Raw genomic sequence first — 22,137 nt, 5'->3', positions numbered from 1 at the left:
TGCTCAGAATTTCGTTTTTTATGCGGATTCTGAGCAGTCTTCTGCTCATTCCTCACGTCCATCCGGCACAAAGACGGCAACTCAAACCTCAGGGAGAGAACCGTGACCACCCATGAGAAATTAATCGCCCTGCTCGACCAGCACCAGGCACGCTATCGCCTGATGGAGCATGAGGCGACCGGTAAATGTGAAGCGGTCGCGGCGATACGCGGCACCAAAATCGGCCAGGGTGCTAAAGCGCTGGTCTGTCATGTGAAAGGCAACGGCGTTAAACAGCATGTACTGGCGGTTTTACCTGCCGATCATCAGGCCGATCTGGGCAAAGTCGCGGCAGCAGTCGGAGGAAGACGCGCCTCACTCGCCAGTCCGGCGGAAACCGATCTGCTGACCGGCTGCGTATTCGGGGCGATACCACCGTTCAGCTTTCATCCCGACCTCAGACTGGTTGTTGACCCCGCGCTGTTTGAACGTTATCCGGAGATCGCGTTTAACGCCGGTCTGCTGGAACGCTCAGTGATCCTGAATACCGAAGATTATCGCGCGTTATGCGCGGCTGACGTGGTGAAGATTACGCAGTAATTGCCATCCCGGCAGCCCGGCGATACTCTGCATAATCACTCATCACGACAGAATAAGAGCAAAATCATGAACATTTTTACTCAACGCCTGCGTCAGACGCTGGCTGTGGCGGTTATGGCAGGCTGCGCTTTTGGCGCGCAGGCAAAAATCGAACAGGTGCGTTTCGCGGTCGATCCGACCTATCCGCCCTTCGAATCGAAAACGCCACAGGGCAAGCTGGTCGGCTTTGATATTGATCTGGGCAATGCGCTTTGTACTCAGATGCAGGCAAAATGTGTCTGGGTTGAAAGCCAGTTTGACGGCATGATCCCGGCCCTTAAAGCGCGTAAATTTGATGCCATTCTCTCCGACATGGGCATTACCGAAGAACGCCTGAAGCAGATTGATTTCACCGCGCCGCTCTATGACACCCACACCCAGCTGATTGCCCGTAAAGGTGCTGGCATATTGCCCACCGCTGAATCCCTGAAAGGAAAAACGGTCGGCGTAGAACAGGGAACGGTTCAGGAGCGCTATGCGCTGGCGAAATGGCAGCCTCACGGTGTGACCGTGGTGCCTTATGGCGATCAGGCACAGGTTGAAAGCGATCTGGTTTCAGGCCGACTGGATGCGGTATTCACTGATGCGGCACAGGCTGCCATCGGCTTCCTGAAGCATCCGCAGGGCAAAGATTTTGAACTGGCTGGCCCGATTATACAGGATCCGATCATCGGCCCCGGCACGGCGATTGGCCTGCGTAAAGGCGATACCGAGCTGAAAACCGCACTGGATAACGCCTTCGTCGAAATCAAAAAGAATGGCACCTTTGACCAGATTCAGAAGCGCTACTTCGCCACGGATATCTCTATCCAGCCTTAACCTCGCGGTCGCCCTTTTTCATCCTCACCGCGATCCGGCACTATACTCTAACTATTTCGGGACGGCGCGCTGTCGTCCTTTGCCGATTAAAGGACATTAACACGGTATGCATCAACAACATCATCCACTGTTAAGCGCCTCTTTAGGCACCCAGCGTGAAATCATCAGTTTCCATTTCGCGGAAGACAACGAGCGTCAGGTCTACATTCAGGCTGCGCTGCATGGCGACGAACTGCCCGGTATGGCAGTGGCGTGGTTTTTAAAGCAGCGACTACAGGCGCTGGAGTCCGCCGGTCAACTTAAAGCCGCCTTTACCCTGGTACCGGTTGCCAATCCCCTGGCGCTGGGACAGCACTGGCATGGCACCCATCTGGGCCGATTCCATACACTCTCTGGCCAGGACTTCAACCGCCGTTTCCCGTCACTGGGCGCAACCCTGGCGGCCGGGCTGGCTGAGAGTCTGACCCAGAGTGAAACACAGAATAAGAGCCTGATCCGCGAGGCGATTGATCGTCACTATCGCGATACCGTGCCAAAAACCGAACTGGATGCGCAACGCCACACGCTGATGCGCATGGCCAGTCAGGCCGATCTGATGATTGATCTGCACTGTGACTGGGAAGCCGTGCCACACCTGTACACCACGCCGCACGCCTGGCCGGACATTGAGCCACTGGCGCGCTGGTTAGGCAGCGAGGTGCAGCTGCTGGCGCAGATCTCTGGCGGTGAGCCGTTTGATGAAGCCTGTTGCGAACCCTGGCTGACGCTGGCGGAACGGTTTGGCAAAGATTATCCGATGCCACGGGGATTGCTGCCGGTGACGCTGGAGTTGCGTGGCGTGCGTGATGTGTCGCCTGAACAGGCAGAGAAAGACGCGGAGGCGATTATTTCAGCGCTACAGGAAGGCGGTTATATCAGCTACAGCGAGCCAGCGATTTCCGTGGAAGTGGCTGCGCCCGTGATCGGTGGCGACGAACTGGTCCCGGCGAGCGCGGGCGGAGACGATATCGTGGCTATCAATGACGGCCCGATTGGTTTAAACGTGCCAGATATCGCTGAAGCACCTGGAGAAGCTGGCGTCATCAAAGAGCGCCACAGCGAAGGATCGGCGGCGGCCTCCCCTTCCCTGAAAAATCCACCTACGCCGTTAGCGGGCTGCGAATACATTCACTCACCGGTATCCGGTCTGATCCTGCATCGTAAACCGCTGGGCGCAAAGATTCGGCCGGGAGAAGTGGTGGCGGAGATTGTTGACCCGATAACCGACCAGATCACCCCGCTGGTGACGGAACATGGCGGTATTCTCTATGCAAGACACTGGGCTAAGTTTGCGACGGCAGGCATGCTGGTTGTGAGGCTGGCAGGTGAGCGAGAGATTCGGAGCGGGGATTTGCTGGTGATGTAGTTAACACAATAGTCTGGCGAGTCAATTCATCACGCTATCTGGTACCTTGTATCATTAAACACGAAAAGTGATAACGTCGTGAAATTGACTGCCAGACTATACCAATTATAATAAAGTGACCAACCATAGAATTATCGCTGGTCATCTTTATTAAAACAAGCCGATCATAAGGCGACACATTGGCCGTAAAATAAACCCGACACGTCAAGGCTTATAATAGCATTGGTCGATTTTTTATTTTATTTCACTGATATCCAAGCTAACTAAACCTACACCTAACTTTCGCATATCTTCTCCAATATTTATAGAGTGAGGAGTTGTTGGCGCTGGAGGGGTAATAATAATTTCATTTGAACTGATATTTGAATTGAACTCAATGGACTGTACTGAATCATCTTCATTCAACTTAAAATCACGCCTTAAGCCCGCATAGGAGATTGCTATACTGTTGCTTACATTAGGCCCAAAAGCATGACCTTTAATGGTAAGAATAAAATGCTTAGGCAAATTTCCTTTGAACCTAATTAACACCTCTTCAGCTTCATTTTGATCAGACCAGCGTCCCCAGGCTTCATGCTGTGAAAGCCCATCAACTTCTGCTATATAATTGGGGTAACTTGACTGAGTAAAATCAATGTTTATTCTCTTTTCAGATAAAACCATTTCACTACGGCGTCCGCTTTCAAGTGAGTTAAGGAAACTTGAGAAAGAGGGCAGTAATATTTTATTGCCATAACCGCTTAAATGGTCGCCATCAAAAAAAAGTGGCCTTCCATTTTTATAAGCGCTACATGAAGTTTTATCACATAAAACCGGGAGGGGATCCCAGACATCTAACGGGACACTTTTACTGAGTTCAGTATAACTAGACAATATCGGTGCACGGTTTCGTTCAATTACTCTACGTGAAATTAAATCTCCCCCCTTACAAATTGGATTGTTTTTATTAAACCAATCAGCACAGCGATACACAGGAATTTTAAACAGTGGTTTTGGCGCTTCAAATACTATATATACACCTTTATCAACAAAAGGTTTTAAAGCTAACTTTGCATAGCTTACAGTACGCTCACGCCCTTTTTCAGCATGGTTACTGAAAAGTATATTTTCATGTTGCCTGTCACCAAAGTAGGCCCACTGATCAACAAACCTGGGTAATCTTAATGAAGCAAGGAAAAGTACATCACCTGGTTTTATCCTTTTAGCAATATCCTGAAGTGATGAATCTGAATACTGCTGGCACCTAGGCATATCCATATCTCGTTCGGGCGTAAAGCTCAGGAAGGGACATCCTCCATTATTGTATGCATAAATGGTGGTCTGCGTTTTAATGGCAAAGCTTTTGAATAAGCCAGAGTAGGCCAAAGCATGTGAATCTCCGATGACAAAAATCTGATGTGGATTTGGGGAAGCAGGATTATCACAACCTTTAGGTTTGTAAATCAGTAACAGTGCGCCATTGACATCAACATGTTCGGGTTCTGCCTGGCAACCTGGGTAGCCCTCAACAACACCACTGCCCTCTGGATACCAGTCTTGCGGGGATTTAATTAATACACTTTGCGAAATATTTCCAACGTGAGCATCAATTTTCACAGCAAAAAAATATGATGTCACTATAACCAGAAATCCTGCCGATAAAACCACCCAATTATTTCTCTTAGCGATAAAGCGAGAGGCCCGAACAGGTTTTTCGATAACAAAGTATGAAAAAAGTGAAAACAATGCTGTTATCAGTAATGCTAATAATTGTTGATAGACGGTTTCGAGGCCATACGTCCAGCGAAAAAGCACAAATACGGGCCAGTGCCATAAATAGAGCGAAAAAGATAGCTTGCCGATAAACGTAAGAACTTTATTACTTAATAGTCTGTTGACGTTTGATAGCGCAACACCATAGTAGAGGCTAAAAAACAGACCAAGCGTACTAATTGTTGCGAGCAATGCACCAGGCATTGGAAAACGGTTGGTGTCCGTTATGATAAAAGATGCCAGCAGGCCGATTAGAGAGACAATGCCAATTATTCTTTTTAACCAGATTACCCATTCGCGGGAAACGAGATACTGTCTGAATGTTGTCATAAATTGATATAAAAGAACCCCTGACGCTAGTTCCCAAAATCGACTTGTTGTAAAATAGTAAGCCTGAGTAGGTTGAGTTGCAGACAGGTTAAAGGAGAGTATAAGCGATGCCACACCTAAAACTAAATAAATAACAGAAGATATATATCTCTTACTCGATGAGAGCCAAAAAATATAAAGAAAAGGAAATATAAGATAAAATTGTTCCTCAACTCCTAATGACCAGGTATGCGTAAAAGGATTAAAATCAGTAGTTGGCGCAAAATAATCTCTTCCTGTTGAAGCGAGAATGAAATTACTGAAACCAAAGAAGGCGTAGAAGCCTGTCGACTGATTAACCCAACTTAGCCAAGATCCAGGAATAAATGCTGTTGATAATGTAAAAACAATCAACAGCATAAATATTAATGCAGGGAATATACGCTTTATTCTTCTACTATAAAATATTACAAAAAACTGTAATATCGACGCACCCTTAAAAGCAGAAACTGAAGCACTGACTATAAATCCCGAGATAATAAAAAAAACGTCTACACCTACAAAACCGCCAGGTAATAGTTTTGAATTCAAGTGAAATAGCACAACAGATAATACTGCAAGAGCACGTAACCCATCGATAAATGGATGATAAGGAATATGCTTGTCTGTAATTTTATTATTCATTTGCCAACACCATTTTAAGAGTATTTTTTATTTTTTTAAAAGAATATTTATGACAAAAGAAAACCCGGCAAAGCCGGGTTTTTTAATACCTGATTTCGGTTAATCTAACCACTCAGTATGGAATACGCCGTCTTTATCAATGCGCTTGTAGGTATGCGCACCGAAGTAGTCACGCTGCGCCTGAATCAGGTTAGCAGGCAGCACTTCTGAACGGTAGCTGTCGTAGTAAGCGATCGCCGCAGAGAAGGTTGGCGTCGGGATACCGTTCTGAATCGCGTAGGAAACCACATCACGCAGCGCCTGCTGATACTGATCAGCGATATCTTTGAAGTACGGTGCCAGCAACAGGTTAGCGATGCCTGCATCTTCTGCATATGCATCAGTAATCTTCTGCAGGAACTGGGCACGGATGATGCAGCCAGCGCGGAAGATCTTCGCGATTTCACCGTAATGCAGATCCCAGTTGTTCTCTTCTGACGCGGCACGCAGCTGTGAGAAGCCCTGAGCATAAGAAACGATTTTACCCAGATACAGAGCGCGACGAACTTTCTCGATGAACTCCGCTTTGTCACCGGTGAAGGCCTTCGCCTGTGGACCGCTCAGTACTTTAGAGGCTGCCACACGCTGGGTTTTCAGCGAGGAGAGGTAACGAGCGAACACAGACTCAGTGATCAGTGACAGAGGTTCGCCGAGATCCAGTGAACTCTGGCTGGTCCATTTACCGGTACCTTTGTTCGCTGCTTCATCCAGAATCACATCAACCAGGTATTTACCTTCTTCGTCTTTCTTGGTGAAGATATCTTTGGTGATGTCGATCAGGTAGCTGCTCAGCTCGCCGTTATTCCACTCGGTGAAGGTTTCAGCCAGTTCTTCGTTGTTCAGACCCAGCGCGCCTTTCAGCAGAGCATAGGCTTCAGCGATTAGCTGCATGTCGCCATACTCGATGCCGTTGTGAACCATCTTCACGTAGTGGCCCGCGCCGTCCGGACCGATGTAAGCCACACAGGCTTCGCCATCTTCTGCGCGTGCAGCAATTTTATCCAGAATAGGAGCAACCAGCTCGTAGGCTTCTTTCTGACCGCCAGGCATGATAGATGGGCCTTTCAGTGCGCCCTCTTCACCACCGGAAACACCGGTACCGATGAAGTTGAAGCCCTGGTCTGAAAGCTCTTTGTTACGACGGATGGTGTCTTTATAGAAGGTGTTACCGCCATCGATCAGGATGTCGCCTTTATCCAGGTGTGGAGTCAGGGAGGCGATTGTCTTATCGGTCGCTTCACCCGCCTGAACCATCAGCAGGATACGACGAGGTTTTTCCAGCGATTCGACAAACTCTTCAACGGTGTAAAAAGGAGCAAGTTTCTTGCCCTGGTTCTCGGCGATGACTTCATCAGTCTTTTCGCGTGAACGGTTAAAGATAGAAACAGTGTAACCGCGGCTCTCAATGTTAAGAGCCAAATTGCGGCCCATCACTGCCATACCTACAACGCCGATCTGTTGCTTGGACATTACATACTCCTGTCTGTGGTCTCGCATGGTGTTACTCGTAACACCACTTTGTAAGTGATCAGTATGTTAACTCAGGATAGCGGATTAAAGGTAATGAATGGTGCGGTCGTGCAGATGAAATTATCTGAAAATAAATCACACACTTAACAAGGATTTATAAAGCTTGGTATAGCTTTGAATCATTCTATCTGCTGTGAAAAGGGCTTCAAAGCGTGCTAGCGCCGCAGCACCATAGGTCGTTGCCAGCTCGGGGTTCTGCCAGATTTCATCCATCGCCCGTCGTAATGCTGCGGGATCGGATGGAGGCACGACTAATCCTGTGACCCTATCAATATTAATAAAGGTTGTTCCCGTTCCGATCTCGCTGGAGATTAGTGGTTTTGAATAGAGAGCACCTTCCAGTAAAGAGATACCGAATGCTTCTGAACGTAAATGAGACGGGAAAACCAGACAGGTACATAACTGTAGCAAGGCAGATTTTTCGCTGTCTTCCAGCGCACCCAGGAAATGGATATTGTTCACGCCTAACTGCTGCGCCTGCGATTTCAGCTCAGCCTCAATAGGTCCTGCACCAACCACAACGATTGGATAATGGCTGTTCTTTGCCGCCTCGATTAAGATATGCAGCCCTTTGTAATAGCGAAACGTTCCAATAAAGAGAAAGAAGCCATCCGGAAATCTTGCCTGCCATTTTTGCAGAACGGCAGGATCGTTATTCTGATAAAACTGTTTATCAAGACCGTAAGGAATAACTTCAACTTTATCTTTGAACTGCTGCAGGACCGGGCTACTTTCAACATAGTTTGGCGACGCGGCAACGATACGGTCTACACTGGAGAGAAAGCGGTTCATCAATGGAGTGTAGAGCCTTAGCAACACTTTCTGTTTAACAATATCAGAGTGGTAGCTTACGACTGAAGGCTTTTTGATCGCTGATGCGAAGTGCATAAAATCCATAAAAGGATAGGGGAAATGATAATGAACAATATCCGCATTTTCCGCTAAACTTTTAAATTCTTTAATGGCTGCAAAAGAAAAAGGCGTTGAAGCAACTTCACACAGCGTTTTGACCCGATTAATATGGTGTCCATCCAGCATAGTTACTTTTGCTTCGAAATCGGGACTATGAACAAATACAGTGGACTCAGTTCCCTGCTTAGCCCCGCCTTCTGCAAGTTGATAAATAACTTGTTCAATGCCGCCAAATGTATCTGGATAGTAGGTTTTATAACAATGTAGAACTTTTATCATAAAAAATTAGCAACCTGTTCATAGGCTTCAATCGTTTTATCAGCGCAGTGGGACCATGAAAAAAGACCAGACTGGTTAATACCACGGTCGATCATCGAATGATACTGAGCATCATCATAAATCATGCTTTTAATATAACCCGTAAGCGCATCGACATCTTCAGGATCGTGCATGAGTGCAGCATTTCCGACCACCTCTGGCAATGAAGTGGCATTAGAACAGATCACGGGCGTTCCCGAAGCCATTGCTTCCAGAACAGGTAAACCAAAACCTTCATAGATTGATGGAAAAACAAAACAGGTAGCGGCGCTATACAGTAAAGGGAGATCTTTACCAGAAACATATCCCAGATAAGTAAGCCAGCCTTCACTTTTTCCCTTATCGAAAAGAGTAAAAAGCGCTTCATTCTCCCATCCTTTATACCCGCTAATAACCAGAGGGTATTCTAGTTTTTCTTGCAGGGTGAGTTTGTCATAGGCGCGAAGCAGGGTGATAATATTTTTCCGTGGCTCAATAGTTCCGGTATAAAGAAAAAATTTGCGCCATTTCAGCTGATATTGTTTCAGCACCGCCCTAACATCACATTCCTTTCGCGGATGGAAATCATTATTGCAGGCGAGAGGGGCAACAATTATTCGCGCAGAATCATAGTTAAAGTAGTCAGAGATTTCACCTTTCGTGTACTCTGAGTCAGTAATAAGCATAGTTGCACGATTAACTGTATTTTTTAGCTCTTTCTGCAGGAGATGCACTCTTCCTGCGGGATGAAACTGAGGCCAGTGGAATACAGAGAGATCGTGGAAGGTTGCAATACTGCGTCTAACCCCAGACGGAATATAATAATTAGGGCTATGAAAAACGGCATCCTCTCTTTTTTTCAACAAAAAAGATTTCATCGTGGGGATCGTCAGGCGATAAATGTCACTGACAAGTTTACTGTTTTTCAAATGCCGCTTTATAGATTGTGCTGAAGGTGTTGATTCAGCAGGTTCGGTTAACAAGTGCCCAATTTTTAATCCGTGTAGGAACAGTAGTTCAAGATTTCTCTCAGGCCGTTGAAGTTCTTTGGCCAGTTCATAGGCGTATCGACCGATACCTGTAAGGGGATACCGGATACAGTCTGTTGAGTAGACGACCTTTAGCCTTTCGCTTCCAACATCCATTTCAACGTATCTCTCAGGGTTATGTTCTGTAGAGTCTTGCCCGTGAGCTGCTGCAGCAACGTGATATCACCACAAAGCTCTTTAATCTCGTTTGCCCGCACAAATTTTGGATTAACCTGAATTTCAATTTCATGGCCGGTCAACATTTTGCAAAGTTCAATAATTTCCCGGAGAGAATACATTTCACCTGAAGCGACATTGACGATCTGGGCCGTTGATGGTGCCTTTAGCAACTCTGCGTAACAGCGGACCAGATAGCGGACATCGGAAAAATCCCGCCATACGTCAATATTACCCAACTCAATTTTTTCGGCTTTAGCACGAAAATGCTTAACGATTTTCGGTATTAAGAAATTATCTGCCTGTCCTAAACCCGTATAATTAAAAGGGCGCGCAATAATGAGAGGCAGCCTTTCAGTATAAAGTTTCGCCATGTATTCCATCGCTAACTTACTGACTGCATAATCATTTGCGGGATTGACAGGGCTGGTTTCACTCAATTGCCCTGGCGTAGCATTGCCGTAAACGTTGGCACTACTGGCGATAAGGACAGATTGCGGTTTGTGCTGCGTTTCAGTAAGAGCCTGAAGAAGATTGCGGGTGCCATAGAGATTTACATCATAAAACGCTTTGACGTCCGCATGACCAACAAATGCGATAGCGGCGAGGTGGACAACAACGTCCGGTGAAATCTGATCGATAACCTCTTTTACCTGTTGGTGATCGGTCAGATCAGCCGGAAAGTAGCGGGAGTGCTTTTCTGTAGGCGTAGAGCCCAGGCCATAAACTTCATATCCGGCAGCGGAAAGTTCCGCTGCCATATATTGGCCAGTAAAGCCTTTGATCCCAGTGATCAACGCTTTTTTGCCATGAGTCATATCAGAAAGAAAACCCTTGTTTGTTGCGGCGAAGATCTTCTTCAACCATCATTCTGCAAAGTGCTTCCAGGGTGGTTTTTGGCTCCCAGCCCAGAATATTTTTTGCTCGTTCAGGATTACCGATTAACAACTCAACCTCGGCAGGACGATAGAATTTTGGATTAACTTTTACTACCACTTTGTCAGTCGCGACATCAATTGCAAATTCCTGCTCATTTTTGCCTTCAAAGCGCACTTCGATACCTGCAGCTTTAAACGCCATCGTAACGAAGTCACGGACCGTTTCAGTGCGATTTGTTGCCAGAACAAAGGTGTCGGGCTCATCAGCCTGAAGCATCAGCCACATGCCTTCAACATACTCTTTAGCAAAGCCCCAATCGCGCTTGGCATCCATGTTGCCCAATTCCAGCACATCCAGTTTGCCAAGCTTAATTTTAGCCACTGAGTCAGTGATCTTTCGAGTTACAAATTCCTGACCACGCAATGGAGATTCGTGGTTAAAAAGAATGCCACTGGACGCAAAAATGTTATAGCTTTCGCGATAGTTGATGGTCATCCAGTGTGCATAAAGCTTAGCAACACCATAGGGGCTGCGCGGATAGAAAGGAGTGTCTTCTTTTTGTGGAATGGCCTGAACTTTACCAAACATTTCCGACGTCGAGGCCTGATAAAAGCGAATCTTAGGGTTAACGATACGAATCGCTTCAAGAAGGTTCACCGGACCAATGCCGGTAATTTCCGCAGTAGTCAGTGGCTGGTCAAAAGAAACACCTACAAAGCTTTGTGCGGCAAGGTTATAAACTTCTGTTGCCTGACTTTCCTGTAGTAAGCGAATACTCGAAGACAGATCCGTCAGATCATACTCAACCAGATACAGCTGAGGATGATTTTTGATTCCCAATTCATCGATTCGCCAAAAGTTTACTGAACTTGTACGGCGATATGTCCCGTAAACTTTATAGCCTTTATTCAATAGAAGCTCTGCCAGGTAAGCACCATCCTGACCTGTAATACCCGTAATAACCGCACTTTTCATTTTATAGATAACCTTTTAATCAAAGAGTTTTTTAACAAGATTTTCTGCACTTTGCGCCCAACTCAGCCAGCTGATCTTTGCGGAGTCAGGATGTGCATTATTTTTGAAGAGTTCTATCCACTCTTCTATGGCGCGGACTAATGCTTCAGGCCGACTGGATTCGAAGTAAAAAGCGCCCTCACCCGCGACTTCACGAAGCACAGGTATATCGCGTGATATTAATGGCTTGTTATGCTGCGAGGCCTCGATCAATGGCAGACCAAAACCCTCATCTTCTGACGGATACAGTAAACAGTCAGCGCTCTGGTACAGCTCACTTAACAATTCATCACTAGCGTTATCAAACCAAAAAAGTTTTTTGTTCAATAGTGGGTGATTTTTAACCTTATTTACTATCTCTGGAATTGTACGTCTTGCATCATCTGGTAACCCCTTCCACCCCTCTTTACCGACAATGACTAGGTATGCCTCATTACCTGATGCCCAAAGCTGTTCAAAAGCTGCAATGGCCTGCAAGTGTCCTTTTCTTGGTTCAAGGGTACCTACCATCAGGAAAGAAAGGTTTTGTGTAATCAACGCAACCTTTTCAGCATCATGATAATCAATTCCGTCTGAAGGTATGGTGGAAGAAATATCGGCTCCATGATGAGAATGTTCCAGGTGCAAACGAGGATTATTTAATTTATTATCATCAATGTATTTCTTCACTTCGTTAACGACTGCGTCAGTTACACAGATAATTTTATCAGAATATTCAACTATGGTATTTAGCCAAACTGAAAAATTCTCATTACTTCCCGGTGGGAAAAAGTGATTTTTAGTGACAGGCAAAATATCGTGAATCATAAAGGTGATATTCACATTATTTTTAATAAGGTGATCGTAAAATCCACATTTTTGCGCATCCAGGACCAAATCGCAGGCTAACTCGGACGAAAAGTAAACGTCATTTGGATGTAAATCCACACATCTGTCATGATCAACGAAAGGCACAATTCGCGGATATATTTTTTTCATAAAGCTATTGGCTTCACGTAACGTATAGCCGCCTGGCTCTTTACTCATATAAACCGGGATGAGACTAAAATAGTTATCTGAAAGTTTGATAAGCTCAATCAACAACGCTCGGGTAACGCGCTCGATGCCGGTCCATAAATCGGAATCTTTGATAAGCGAGACATCAAAAAACAGTCTTCTTGTTGATTTCTTTCTTGGGAAATTCGCAGCCAGCAATGTGGCATAGTGCTCACATTCTCTGTCAGTTATGTTAATTCTATTGATTATGTCATTAACCGCAATACCAGCCTTACTATAGGCGGCTTCAATATGCTGAAAACAGGATTGAGCGCAGATCGTAGGGTTGTGCTTTTCTGAAATATAGAGATGCGCGCTATGTCCCAGATTTTCTCTGAATGCTTTGTTTTCACATAAGTAACCAATGGCACTTATCAGATCATCAATAATAAATTCGTCAGCAAGTTTGATTATTCTATCGTCAGGCAGTTCAGCCATTGAGCCATTAGCGTTAACAATAGTAGCCAACCCATAGTTCATACAATCTAAAACGGCAGCGGAAGTTTCTCCTCGTGATAAAGCACGAAGTTGAACCCCAATGTCTGCAGCGGCTAAATACTGACGATATAGCGTATCAGAGGCCCATCCTGTAACTTCAACAACGGCTTGCAGATTATATTTATTTATTAAAGACTCGATAGTTTGTTTATAATTTCCACCTAACTCGCCGACAAAAACCATTTTGATTTTTGTTTTTAAATTTTCTTTTAATTTTCCTAAAGCATCAATAAGCATATGATTTAGCTTTGAGCTATCAAGAATGCCAAATGAGCAAATTAATATAGTTTTATCGGGAATATCAAGTTCAATTCTGACTTGCTGTTTATCCATTGAAACTGGCTCAGCACGCAGCAGTGGAATTCGTTCCCAATCAAGCTCCCGACTGTTTGAATACCATTCTTTCGCTAATTTCCTCGAATGATCCGAGTGCACGATAATCGCTGTCGCATTGCTCAGCACATTAAAATTAGACGGATACCGATACATTATTTTCTCATCATCATTAATCTCTGCTCTCTTAATAAGAGCATTATAACCATGAGAAGAAAGTAACTGTTCACTCCAAAGGCGTTCAAAACCAGCAAAAGTCTCTTTGTGACGAAAATAGTTGCTGAGATAAAAGTCATGCATGCAAACGATGCCCGGATAAATTTCAAGAATCTCATGCATATAGTCATGGAAGACTGAATTACCCATTTGATAAATGATGCGTTCATAGCACATCGCTGCATCTAAAAATTCTTTAGCGGTAATAATACGATAGTGTTCATTATCGCTAGCGTCAGACTGGCTATCATCAATGACTACATCAATTTCATAGAATTTCGACAGTGCGGGCAATAATTCTTCACTATAGAGTGAAATACCTGAACGAGCTGGCCGAAGAGGTGTAAAAAAAGCCAATTTTTTTCTTGTATGTTCTAAGGTTACTTGCTTAGCAACATTTGCAGTTTCAAAAACCTCTTCTAGTGCAGCGAGTGCAACTTTAGCAGAATTTTCCCACGAAAATGCATGAGCTCGAGACAATCCTTTATTTTTTAACGATAAATAAAGTGATTCACTTGTCAGAACATTGTTAATTTTATCTCTAATATCTGTCACGCTGTAAGGATCAAATAATGCATCTTCTGTACCAATCACCTCAGGCAGGCTTGTATTTCCTGCACCAATGACAACGGCACCACATGCAAGGGCCTCCAGCGCCGGCAGCCCAAATCCCTCATGCCAGCTTGGAAAAACAAACAGTTTACACATATTGTAGAGGTGTACGAGCTCCTCATCAGACACATAACCGGTCAGTATCAATGACATATGTTCTAGTTTATACTTACGTGCATGATGATTGAGGTTATCGATATCGAACTGAGAGAGTTTTCCTGCTAAAACAAAATCATAAGCTTTCCGTAATTCCTCTGGAAGTTGGCTTAACGCGTTGATTAAAGCGGGCAAGTTTTTTCTTTCATCAGCCCCTCCTGAATACATAATAAAGGGTTTAGTTACTTTAAATTTACGCTTTATTTTGTCATTTTCTTGCGGAGTGAACTCTATAACTTTAAAAATATCATCACAAGCTGTGGAAACATTAATAATATCACCACTTTTCTCACTAAAATACTCCTGACCTTCAGTTTTAGAAAACTCAGAAATTGCCAGGAGTTTTTTACATTCCTTTAAATAGGAAATTTTTTCTAGATAAAACTTCTTATAATTTGGATTAGGATCCAGGTACTGTGCTGGATTATGTAACGGTATCAGATCATACAGCGTCGATACTACTGGCGTATTCTTATCAAAAACATTGACGCTTAGGACACTGTCATCTTGATAACCTTCAAACATTGCCGGCACATAGATAACATCAGGTTTATGGCTTTTAAAAAAGGCTTCACGAATTATTTTTGCATTAGTATTATTATGATGATTGTCAGGCTTTTCAAAAGCGCATGGACCTGCTGGATACCAGAACTTAATAGCCTGACGACCAAGCAGTGGTGTGAACTCATCAACAATTTCTTTTACAGAAAATGCACCGTTGCCTATCAAAATAACTTCGTATTTTTTATCTGATGCCAGCTTAACCAGAGACTTAACTATTGCGCGAGTATAGCGGCCAATACCTCTAAACCGACTTTCCGACTGCAACCCTTGCATATCAATTGCTATGCGCATTAATCGTTCCCTCTCTGATTTTTAAGCATCTTAATTTTTTTGATATTAGTAATACTATCTCTCGATTTAAAGCTCTCATCTGCAACATCAACTATGGATGAAACAGCCTGACTCGAATTCTGCAAGTAAATCGCTTTGAGCTTTCCATAAAGACCGGTTTTTTTAGTAATGTATACAATGAAACGCCGAGCCTGATAGTTTGCAAGCAACTTTTTTGCAACAGGCACAGCGAAGGAAATAACTTTACGCCTTAGAGGAATTGATGCATTTTTTTCTGATTTATGACTATTAATAAATCTTAATGGCTTTGTTAATCTCCATGACTTACTTGCATAAACCTGTTCGAGTACGTGTTGATGACGCCATATTTCGTCCGCAAAATATTTATTCTTACTAACTGCATCTTCTAGTTCTTTCTTGTTTCTATCAAGAGCGGCTCTTAGAAAGCCCATTTCTTTAGCGTTAACGGATTTCTGCAGTATTAATTTTTCTTTTAGCTTTTCAACTTCAGAATATAGCAAGTTCTCGCTTTCAACAAATTCTAAGTTAAGATTCCTGAAGAGAATGCTTTCCAGCTCACCAGGGATTTTCTGAATGCTAATATTATTTTTATTCCAACCATGCTTTTTATCAAGATAATAAAACAGATGTTTTTCCGCAATACTATCTTCATCTGGCATTGTAATACGCCAGTCATAATAATCTATGTTAAAAAGGTATTCAAATGGAATCAGATAATGAAGTAACCCGAACCTTAATGCACTATTAAAATCATTATTATCAAAATTGATAAATGAAAATGGGGAATCTCCTAATATTTCCGCTCGTTTTCCCCACAGCAGCGCCTCAAAGCCGATGCTTGAATTTATTGTAACTATTTTCTCACAAAGCGCAATAAATTCCTGAGGTGTTAACTCCTCACTTCCACTTGCAATATCTTTATAGTCAATACGTCCGAAAGGATGCTTCCGAATTAAAACTTTTATGGCCTGATTTTTTGCATAATTAATGAGTTCTGGGTTATCAAATCCATTACTGTACGCAATAATATTAGAGTCATCTTCTACCTGAAGAGGAACGCCAATCTCATATTCGTTGAACTTACGTATCGGCTTTATTACTTTAAGAAATAAACTAAGTAAAGCTAAGCGCCCAAACCCAACATATTTCTCATTTGTAGAATCATAATTTTTAAAACGTTCAGCAGCTTCAGTATGGCCATTAACGCCGCTGAAATCAAAATAGCATGTAGGCAAATAAATTGGATCTCTTAAAGGGCCTAATTCATTATGAATAACAGGAATTTTATGGGTATTGGCTATTTTCTTAACAGAAGGGCAATTCGACCATAAAATAACTGCTTTAATATCAAATTCTTTTTTTAATCTGATAAGCTCAGAGTCAAATAACTCCATTAATGGCGCATATTCTTTTGTAAGGATATGTTCCCATACCAGATTCTTTGACTTCAGCTTACCTTCCAGCTCTGAAAAAACATCGCTATTCCAGATGATTTTATCCAATGCTCTTATTTCTTCATTGCATGGCAGATCTGTATTAAAACCTGCGAGCCAGTTTTTGGGCAAATGGGAAGGTACATCCTGAAAAATCTGCTCATGTCCAATATGAATAGCATCATTACAGGGGAATCGCTTAACGCTAAGGTAAAATGCGGTCAGAAATGTCTCATAGGAATATTTGACATCAAAGGGAAGCCAAAAAAATAGATACTTGGATTTCTTACTTGCCATGACTAACATCCACCTCGTGTAATTAATACATATTTCTAAAACTTCAGAATAAATTTATTTTTTTATGACTTTCATTTCTGCCGGGATATGTAGCATCCCGCCAAAATTTTCTTTTAGTAGCTCTACAGGGGTGTTGACAGTAAAAACCTTGACACAAAAGATGCGATCATAAAAGTCAGAAGAGTAAGGTTCAGGTTTAATGCCAATATCGATTCTATACTCACCCATATAAAATGGAATTATGAAATCCCAGCTGATAATAACGTGTTCACCAGCTTTCAGGGCTCCGAGGCGGGTATTGTAATAGTTTGAATTCATGCTTAACACTGGGAAACCATTTTTATCACCAATAAGCATACCAACACATGCTTCAGCAGGCACATCTCTGTTACATCGTATAACCGACTGAACGGTAACTTTATCTTTTGCATAAAGGGTGGCGATCTCTTTACCCTCTGTGTTTAACATTTTAAAATCTAAAAACTCCAAATCAAGACTTCCTGCATTTTCCTGAAGGGAGTTTTGACGGAGATTGGGATTAACTGTAATATCAGGATCAAGCTTATGATTAACTATTAACCCAGTATTTTCCTGTTCTTTAATTGAAATTTTATTTTCAACTAGAGAATTTTGATAAAGGTCGCACACTTTCGCCGCGGGCCCAAACGCTTTAACTTCGCCATCCGCAATATATACAGCACGAGAACAAAATTGCCTTACCTGAAACAGTGCATGACTAACAAAAAGTATAGTTACGTTGTCCTCAAGCATCTTATTCATTCGCTGCATGCATTTAGCCTGAAACGCAAGGTCGCCTACACTTAACGCTTCATCTACAATCAGTATATCGGCCTTAACTGCTGTAGCTACAGAAAATGCAACACGAGCTTGCATACCACTCGAGTATGTTCGCACCGGCGAGTCAAAATATTCACCTATACCCGCAAAACTTTCGACATCACGTATGACCTCATCCATGTCTTCTTCATTAATACCTAGAAGCTGACCAGCTATTACTGCGTTTTGTCTTCCTGTAAAATCAGGATGAAACCCCATACCTAATTCTAGTAATGCAGCAATACGTCCTTGTGATTTAACTTGTCCAGATGTCGCAGCTGTTGTACCAGTAATAATTTTTAGCAATGTGCTTTTTCCGGCACCGTTTACACCAATTATACCTACAGCCTCACCTTTTTCTATTTCGAAAGAAACATTATTAAGGACATGTTTTTCATGAAAACGCTTCTTCTTGCCCGGAGAAACCCACTCTAATAGCCGATCTATTTTTCGTGGATACTGTTTATAACTCTTACTGACGTTTTCAACTTTTATACTATACATTATAATTCATCCACCATATCTGCCGCATGCTTACGGAAGAGATAAAGCCCTAACCCACAAAAAACAATCGAAATAACTATTGTCCATTTCATGGCAAAAAAATCTGGCATTGTGTTATGCAAGAAAATTTCATGATAGCCATTTATGATGAAGGTCATTGGGTTATAACTTAGCCATCCCTGCGCCCAGACAGGCAGCGTTGTATAGACATAGACAACAGGTGTGAACCAGAACCAGAACTGAAGCAAAACGGTGACAAACTGTCCCACGTCGCGGAAGAAAACGTTAAGAACTCCAAGTGTAATGCCCAAACCACTTGCAAAAAGAATCTGAATTATGAGTACAGGAATGATGTAAAGAATGTTAATACCAGGGAAATTCCCTGTTACCAATAAGAAAAATATAAAAAGTGAAAATATAATTAAAAAATTCATTATGCATGATAATATTATAATTACAGGCAAACAAATTCTCGGGAAAGTTACTTTCTTCAATAGATTGGCATTCTCAATAAAAACCACCTGCATTCTTGATAATATCTCTGCGAACAAACCCCATGTAAGAATACCTGAACACAGATAAATGCTATAAGCAAATGGACCTGTCGACTGAGGCATTCTTGCCTGCATGAGCTCTGAGAAGATAACAGTATAAACAGTTATCATGGCCAATGGCTGCAAAACTAACCATGCAGCACCTAATATGCTCATCTGGTAGCGAGACTGAAAATCTCTTTTCACGCTACTCCAGATAAAACCACGATATCTCAATATCGCTAAAAATATTTCTTTCACTTCTGGACTCCATTAAGTAACGCCAGGATATCAACAGTTTTCTCATTCATTAATTCAAGATTACTTTTTGCTTCTACATTTAACCGGACTAAAGGCTCTGTATTGGAGGTTCTTAAATTGAAACGCCAGTCTGAAAAATCTATGCTGATTCCATCAGTAAGATCTAATGTACACTCGTTGCTTACATAGCGATCTTTAATAATTTCAATCTTTGATTTCGCGTTTTCAACTTTTGAGTTAATCTCACCACTGCAAGGAAACGCCTTCATTCTTTCCGAAACCAGTCCGGAAAGTGTCTCCCCTTTCACCGCCAGCAGTTCTGCCACCAGCAGCCATGGAATCATACCGCTGTCGCAGTAAGCGAAGTCACGGAAATAGTGGTGCGCACTCATCTCACCACCGTAAACCGCGTCTTCTTCACGCATGCGCTCTTTGATAAACGCATGACCGGTTTTAGACATCACCGGAATACCACCCGCTTTGGTCACCACATCAATCGTGTTCCAGGTCAGACGTGGATCGTGAATGATTTTCGCTCCTGGCTCTTTCTTGAGGAACGCTTCGGCTAACAGCCCAACGATGTAGTAACCCTCAATGAACTCTGCATTCTCATCAAACAGGAAGCAGCGATCAAAGTCACCGTCGAAGGCGATACCCATATCGGCCTGATGCTCACGCACCGCATCAGAAGTGTCTTTGCGACATTCCGGCAGCAGCGGATTTGGGATACCATTCGGGAAGTTACCGTCTGCTTCATGATGTACTTTGATGAACGTTACTGGCGCATTCGCCTGCTTAAAGCGTTTTTCAATTTCATCAATGATATGACCTGCAGCACCGTTACCGGAGTTGATCACCAGCTTCATTGGTTTAGTGAAGTTGCTCAGGTCGATGTAACCCATCAGGTGATCGACATAGGCATCCAGCACAGAAATCTGTTTATAGCTGCCGCGCTTACTCTCTTCTACCGGAGCAAAATCATTCGCTTCAGCCAGGCGCTGCACGTCACGCAGACCGGTATCACCACTGACCGGGCGAGCACCTTCCCGTACCAGTTTCATCCCGTTGTAGTTCATCGGGTTGTGGCTGGCAGTCACTTCAATGCCACCATCAATGCCTAAATGAAACGTGGCGAAATAGATCTCTTCTGTTCCGCTCATACCAATGTCGAGCACATCGGTGCCCGCATCCCGCAGTCCATTCGCCAGTGCCAGCTTTAACGACTCGCTGGTCAGTCGGACATCACCGCCCACCACGATCGTTTTTGGCCGGATAAATTCACCATAGGCGCGGCCAATGCGGTAAGCGATGTCTTCATTCAGTTCAGTGCCTAACTCGCCGCGGATGTCATAAGCTTTAAAACAGGTCAGTGCTGCCATGATCGTGTCTGTCCTTACTTACTTGCAAACTGTTGTTTAATCAAAATGAGGTCGTCATCACCAAGGTAAGAACCCGACTGGATTTCCAGAAGTTCCAGGGGAATTTTGCCTGGATTTTCTAAGGTATGCGGGTGACCGATTGGAATAAAGGTTGACTGGTTTTCTGTCAGCAGCAGGGTTTTATCCTGAATGGTGACTTTCGCTGTGCCTGAGAGAATCACCCAGTGTTCAGTGCGGTGATAGTGCATCTGCAGTTCAAAGGCTTCACCCGGCTTAACCGTAATGCGGTTAACGTTGAAGCGGCCAGTGTTGACCACCAAATCGCAACGTCCCCATGGCCAGTAAGTTTCACGATGGCGGCGATATTCGCTGCGGCACTCGCTTTTCAGGAACTCAACCACCCGCTTAACGTCCTGTACCTGGTCTTTACGTGCAACCAGCACAGCATCTTTGGTGTTCACAATGACCAGATTCTCAACGCCAATGGCGGCAACCAGCTGGTCTTCACTGTTGATATAGCAGTTTTTGGTGTTGTGCAGGAAGGTATCGCCCTTCAGGGAGTTGCCGTGAGCGTCTTTGTCGTTTACTTCCCACAGTGCAGACCATGAACCGACATCACTCCATCCGGCTGCAAGCGGGACGACAACTGCGGCATCGGTCTGTTCCATTACTGCGTAATCCACTGACTCGTCAGGACAGGCGATAAAATCATCTTTATCAATACTGATGAAATCATTCCCTTCTTTCACGTTAGCCATGGCGCGACGGCAGGCTTCCAGAATATCCGGACGGAATTTCTCCAGTTCCTGCAGATAGCGTTTAGCCCGGAACATGAACATGCCACTGTTCCAGTAGTATTCACCGGACTCAAGATACTGCTCAGCGGTGCTCTGATTCGGTTTTTCAACAAAGCGCTGAACCTCATAAGGGCCGCTTTCTGCGCCTGGCAGTGCTTCGCCACGCTGAATGTAGCCGTATCCGGTTTCCGGACCGGTTGGCACGATACCAAAAGTCACCAGCTTGCCCTGTTTGGCATAAGCGGTAGCGACCTGGATAGCCTGATGAAACGCAGCACGGTCTTCAATCACGTGATCGGCGGCCAGCACCAGCAGAACCGGATCATCACCCTGCTCTACGGCGTTCAGCGCAGCCAGCGCGATGGCCGGAGCAGTGTTACGCCCTACCGGTTCGAGAATAATGTTATGAGATAGCTTGTTAATTTGTCGCAACTGCTCGGCAACCAGGAAACGATGCTCCTCGTTACAGATGACCATCGGTGCGCGCGCTTCGACGCCGCTCAGACGATTAACCGTCTCCTGCAGCATGGAGTGCTCACCGTGCAGACAGATGAACTGTTTTGGGTAAAGTTCGCGGGAAAGGGGCCATAAGCGGCTGCCGGTTCCTCCGGCCATGATTACGGGAAGTAACATTCCACATCCTCTAACAAATTTAAACATGCTATGCATATAAGCGGGTCAATTTTTATTCATTATGAATAAACAGCCACGCTACCGCCCCTGGCTTGCAGCAACCAATGCGCTGTGTGATAGGAATCTTACCTTCACAGGTTAGCCTGTCGATGCGCTGATTATATTTTAATCAATCGCATACAGGTTCCGGGATAACACCAAATAGTACATTTTGTGCGGCAAAAATAATATGCCTAATCTTTCATTGCCAGTGACAAAACTTAAGTGTGACTAA

The 22,137-nt window shown here is 43.9% G+C and carries 15 protein-coding genes; 3 read left to right on the top strand and 12 right to left on the bottom strand.

The window, feature by feature from the left end; genetic code table 11:
• Positions 1-102: 102 nt before the first annotated feature.
• From ACXKZD_RS06705 to ACXKZD_RS06695, 3 genes are all read left to right on the top strand, one after another.
• The gene (locus ACXKZD_RS06705) at positions 103-579 is read left to right on the top strand and encodes a YbaK/prolyl-tRNA synthetase associated domain-containing protein (protein WP_163640044.1); all 477 of its coding nucleotides are present in this window, start codon (positions 103-105) and stop codon (positions 577-579) included.
• Positions 580-645: 66 nt separating this feature from the next.
• Positions 646-1,437 (top strand): ABC transporter substrate-binding protein, encoded by a 792-nt coding sequence (locus ACXKZD_RS06700; protein ID WP_115758976.1) that lies wholly within the window; start codon positions 646-648, stop codon positions 1,435-1,437.
• A 106-nt stretch (positions 1,438-1,543) separates the two neighbouring features.
• Positions 1,544-2,842, top strand: a complete 1,299-nt coding sequence (locus ACXKZD_RS06695) for a succinylglutamate desuccinylase/aspartoacylase family protein (protein ID WP_157352571.1) — start codon at positions 1,544-1,546, stop codon at positions 2,840-2,842.
• A 234-nt stretch (positions 2,843-3,076) separates the two neighbouring features.
• On the opposite strand, the gene ACXKZD_RS06690 is transcribed toward ACXKZD_RS06695, so the two are convergent.
• The 12 genes from ACXKZD_RS06690 to ACXKZD_RS06635 all read right to left on the bottom strand — a co-directional run bounded on the left by ACXKZD_RS06690 (position 3,077) and on the right by ACXKZD_RS06635 (position 21,863).
• Positions 3,077-5,587 carry an acyltransferase family protein gene (locus ACXKZD_RS06690; RefSeq protein ID WP_488981958.1) on the bottom strand — a complete coding sequence of 837 codons (2,511 nt, stop codon included), beginning with the start codon at positions 5,585-5,587 and terminating at the stop codon, positions 3,077-3,079.
• A 99-nt stretch (positions 5,588-5,686) separates the two neighbouring features.
• The gene (gndA, locus tag ACXKZD_RS06685) at positions 5,687-7,096 is read right to left on the bottom strand and encodes an NADP-dependent phosphogluconate dehydrogenase (RefSeq protein ID WP_010248093.1); all 1,410 of its coding nucleotides are present in this window, start codon (positions 7,094-7,096) and stop codon (positions 5,687-5,689) included.
• A gap of 135 nt (positions 7,097-7,231) precedes the next feature.
• Positions 7,232-8,347 carry a glycosyltransferase family 4 protein gene (locus ACXKZD_RS06680; RefSeq protein ID WP_340278553.1) on the bottom strand — a complete coding sequence of 372 codons (1,116 nt, stop codon included), beginning with the start codon at positions 8,345-8,347 and terminating at the stop codon, positions 7,232-7,234.
• Positions 8,344-9,510 (bottom strand): glycosyltransferase family 4 protein, encoded by a 1,167-nt coding sequence (locus ACXKZD_RS06675; protein WP_488981957.1) that lies wholly within the window; start codon positions 9,508-9,510, stop codon positions 8,344-8,346. Before ACXKZD_RS06675 ends, ACXKZD_RS06680 begins: the two co-directional genes overlap by 4 nt.
• The gene (locus ACXKZD_RS06670; protein WP_324700882.1) at positions 9,486-10,388 is read right to left on the bottom strand and encodes a GDP-mannose 4,6-dehydratase; all 903 of its coding nucleotides are present in this window, start codon (positions 10,386-10,388) and stop codon (positions 9,486-9,488) included. The genes ACXKZD_RS06675 and ACXKZD_RS06670 overlap by 25 nt, the downstream gene beginning before the upstream one ends.
• A gap of 1 nt (position 10,389) precedes the next feature.
• Entirely contained in the window at positions 10,390-11,424 is a 1,035-nt protein-coding gene (gmd, locus tag ACXKZD_RS06665; RefSeq protein ID WP_324700753.1) for a GDP-mannose 4,6-dehydratase, read from the bottom strand.
• Between the two features lie 15 nt (positions 11,425-11,439).
• Complete coding sequence (locus ACXKZD_RS06660) at positions 11,440-15,168, bottom strand: glycosyltransferase (protein WP_488981956.1); 3,729 nt, start codon at positions 15,166-15,168, stop codon at positions 11,440-11,442.
• On the bottom strand, positions 15,168-16,919 hold the full coding sequence (locus tag ACXKZD_RS06655) for a GT99 family glycosyltransferase N-terminal domain-containing protein (protein WP_488981955.1): 1,752 nt from the start codon (positions 16,917-16,919) through the stop codon (positions 15,168-15,170). Before ACXKZD_RS06655 ends, ACXKZD_RS06660 begins: the two co-directional genes overlap by 1 nt.
• A gap of 54 nt (positions 16,920-16,973) precedes the next feature.
• Entirely contained in the window at positions 16,974-18,260 is a 1,287-nt protein-coding gene (locus ACXKZD_RS06650) for an ABC transporter ATP-binding protein (protein WP_324700750.1), read from the bottom strand.
• Positions 18,260-19,045, bottom strand: coding sequence for an ABC transporter permease (locus tag ACXKZD_RS06645; protein WP_163658587.1), 786 nt, complete (start codon positions 19,043-19,045; stop codon positions 18,260-18,262). Before ACXKZD_RS06645 ends, ACXKZD_RS06650 begins: the two co-directional genes overlap by 1 nt.
• Before the next feature lie 5 nt (positions 19,046-19,050).
• Entirely contained in the window at positions 19,051-20,433 is a 1,383-nt protein-coding gene (gene cpsG / locus ACXKZD_RS06640; protein WP_425027373.1) for a phosphomannomutase CpsG, read from the bottom strand.
• 14 nt (positions 20,434-20,447) lie between these two features.
• Complete coding sequence (locus tag ACXKZD_RS06635; protein ID WP_488981954.1) at positions 20,448-21,863, bottom strand: mannose-1-phosphate guanylyltransferase/mannose-6-phosphate isomerase; 1,416 nt, start codon at positions 21,861-21,863, stop codon at positions 20,448-20,450.
• Between the last annotated feature and the right edge of the window lie 274 nt (positions 21,864-22,137).

The sequence above is a fragment of the Pantoea sp. ABR1s genome (genome assembly GCF_057812235.1).
Note: the sequence above shows the minus strand (reverse complement) of the source record. Positions and strands in the feature narration are given on the sequence as shown.

What these genes read in the sequence shown, in the direction of transcription:
- ACXKZD_RS06700 (WP_115758976.1), top strand. Translation starts at nt 646, where the DNA reads ATGAACATTTTTACTCAACGCCTGCGTCAGACGCTGGCTGTGGCGGTT.
- ACXKZD_RS06695 (WP_157352571.1), top strand. Translation starts at nt 1,544, where the DNA reads ATGCATCAACAACATCATCCACTGTTAAGCGCCTCTTTAGGCACCCAG.
- ACXKZD_RS06690 (WP_488981958.1), bottom strand. Translation starts at nt 5,587, where the DNA reads ATGAATAATAAAATTACAGACAAGCATATTCCTTATCATCCATTTATC.
- gndA (WP_010248093.1), bottom strand. Translation starts at nt 7,096, where the DNA reads ATGTCCAAGCAACAGATCGGCGTTGTAGGTATGGCAGTGATGGGCCGC.
- ACXKZD_RS06680 (WP_340278553.1), bottom strand. Translation starts at nt 8,347, where the DNA reads ATGATAAAAGTTCTACATTGTTATAAAACCTACTATCCAGATACATTT.
- ACXKZD_RS06675 (WP_488981957.1), bottom strand. Translation starts at nt 9,510, where the DNA reads ATGGATGTTGGAAGCGAAAGGCTAAAGGTCGTCTACTCAACAGACTGT.
- ACXKZD_RS06670 (WP_324700882.1), bottom strand. Translation starts at nt 10,388, where the DNA reads ATGACTCATGGCAAAAAAGCGTTGATCACTGGGATCAAAGGCTTTACT.
- gmd (WP_324700753.1), bottom strand. Translation starts at nt 11,424, where the DNA reads ATGAAAAGTGCGGTTATTACGGGTATTACAGGTCAGGATGGTGCTTAC.
- ACXKZD_RS06660 (WP_488981956.1), bottom strand. Translation starts at nt 15,168, where the DNA reads ATGCGCATAGCAATTGATATGCAAGGGTTGCAGTCGGAAAGTCGGTTT.
- ACXKZD_RS06655 (WP_488981955.1), bottom strand. Translation starts at nt 16,919, where the DNA reads ATGGCAAGTAAGAAATCCAAGTATCTATTTTTTTGGCTTCCCTTTGAT.
- ACXKZD_RS06650 (WP_324700750.1), bottom strand. Translation starts at nt 18,260, where the DNA reads ATGTATAGTATAAAAGTTGAAAACGTCAGTAAGAGTTATAAACAGTAT.
- cpsG (WP_425027373.1), bottom strand. Translation starts at nt 20,433, where the DNA reads ATGGCAGCACTGACCTGTTTTAAAGCTTATGACATCCGCGGCGAGTTA.
- ACXKZD_RS06635 (WP_488981954.1), bottom strand. Translation starts at nt 21,863, where the DNA reads ATGTTACTTCCCGTAATCATGGCCGGAGGAACCGGCAGCCGCTTATGG.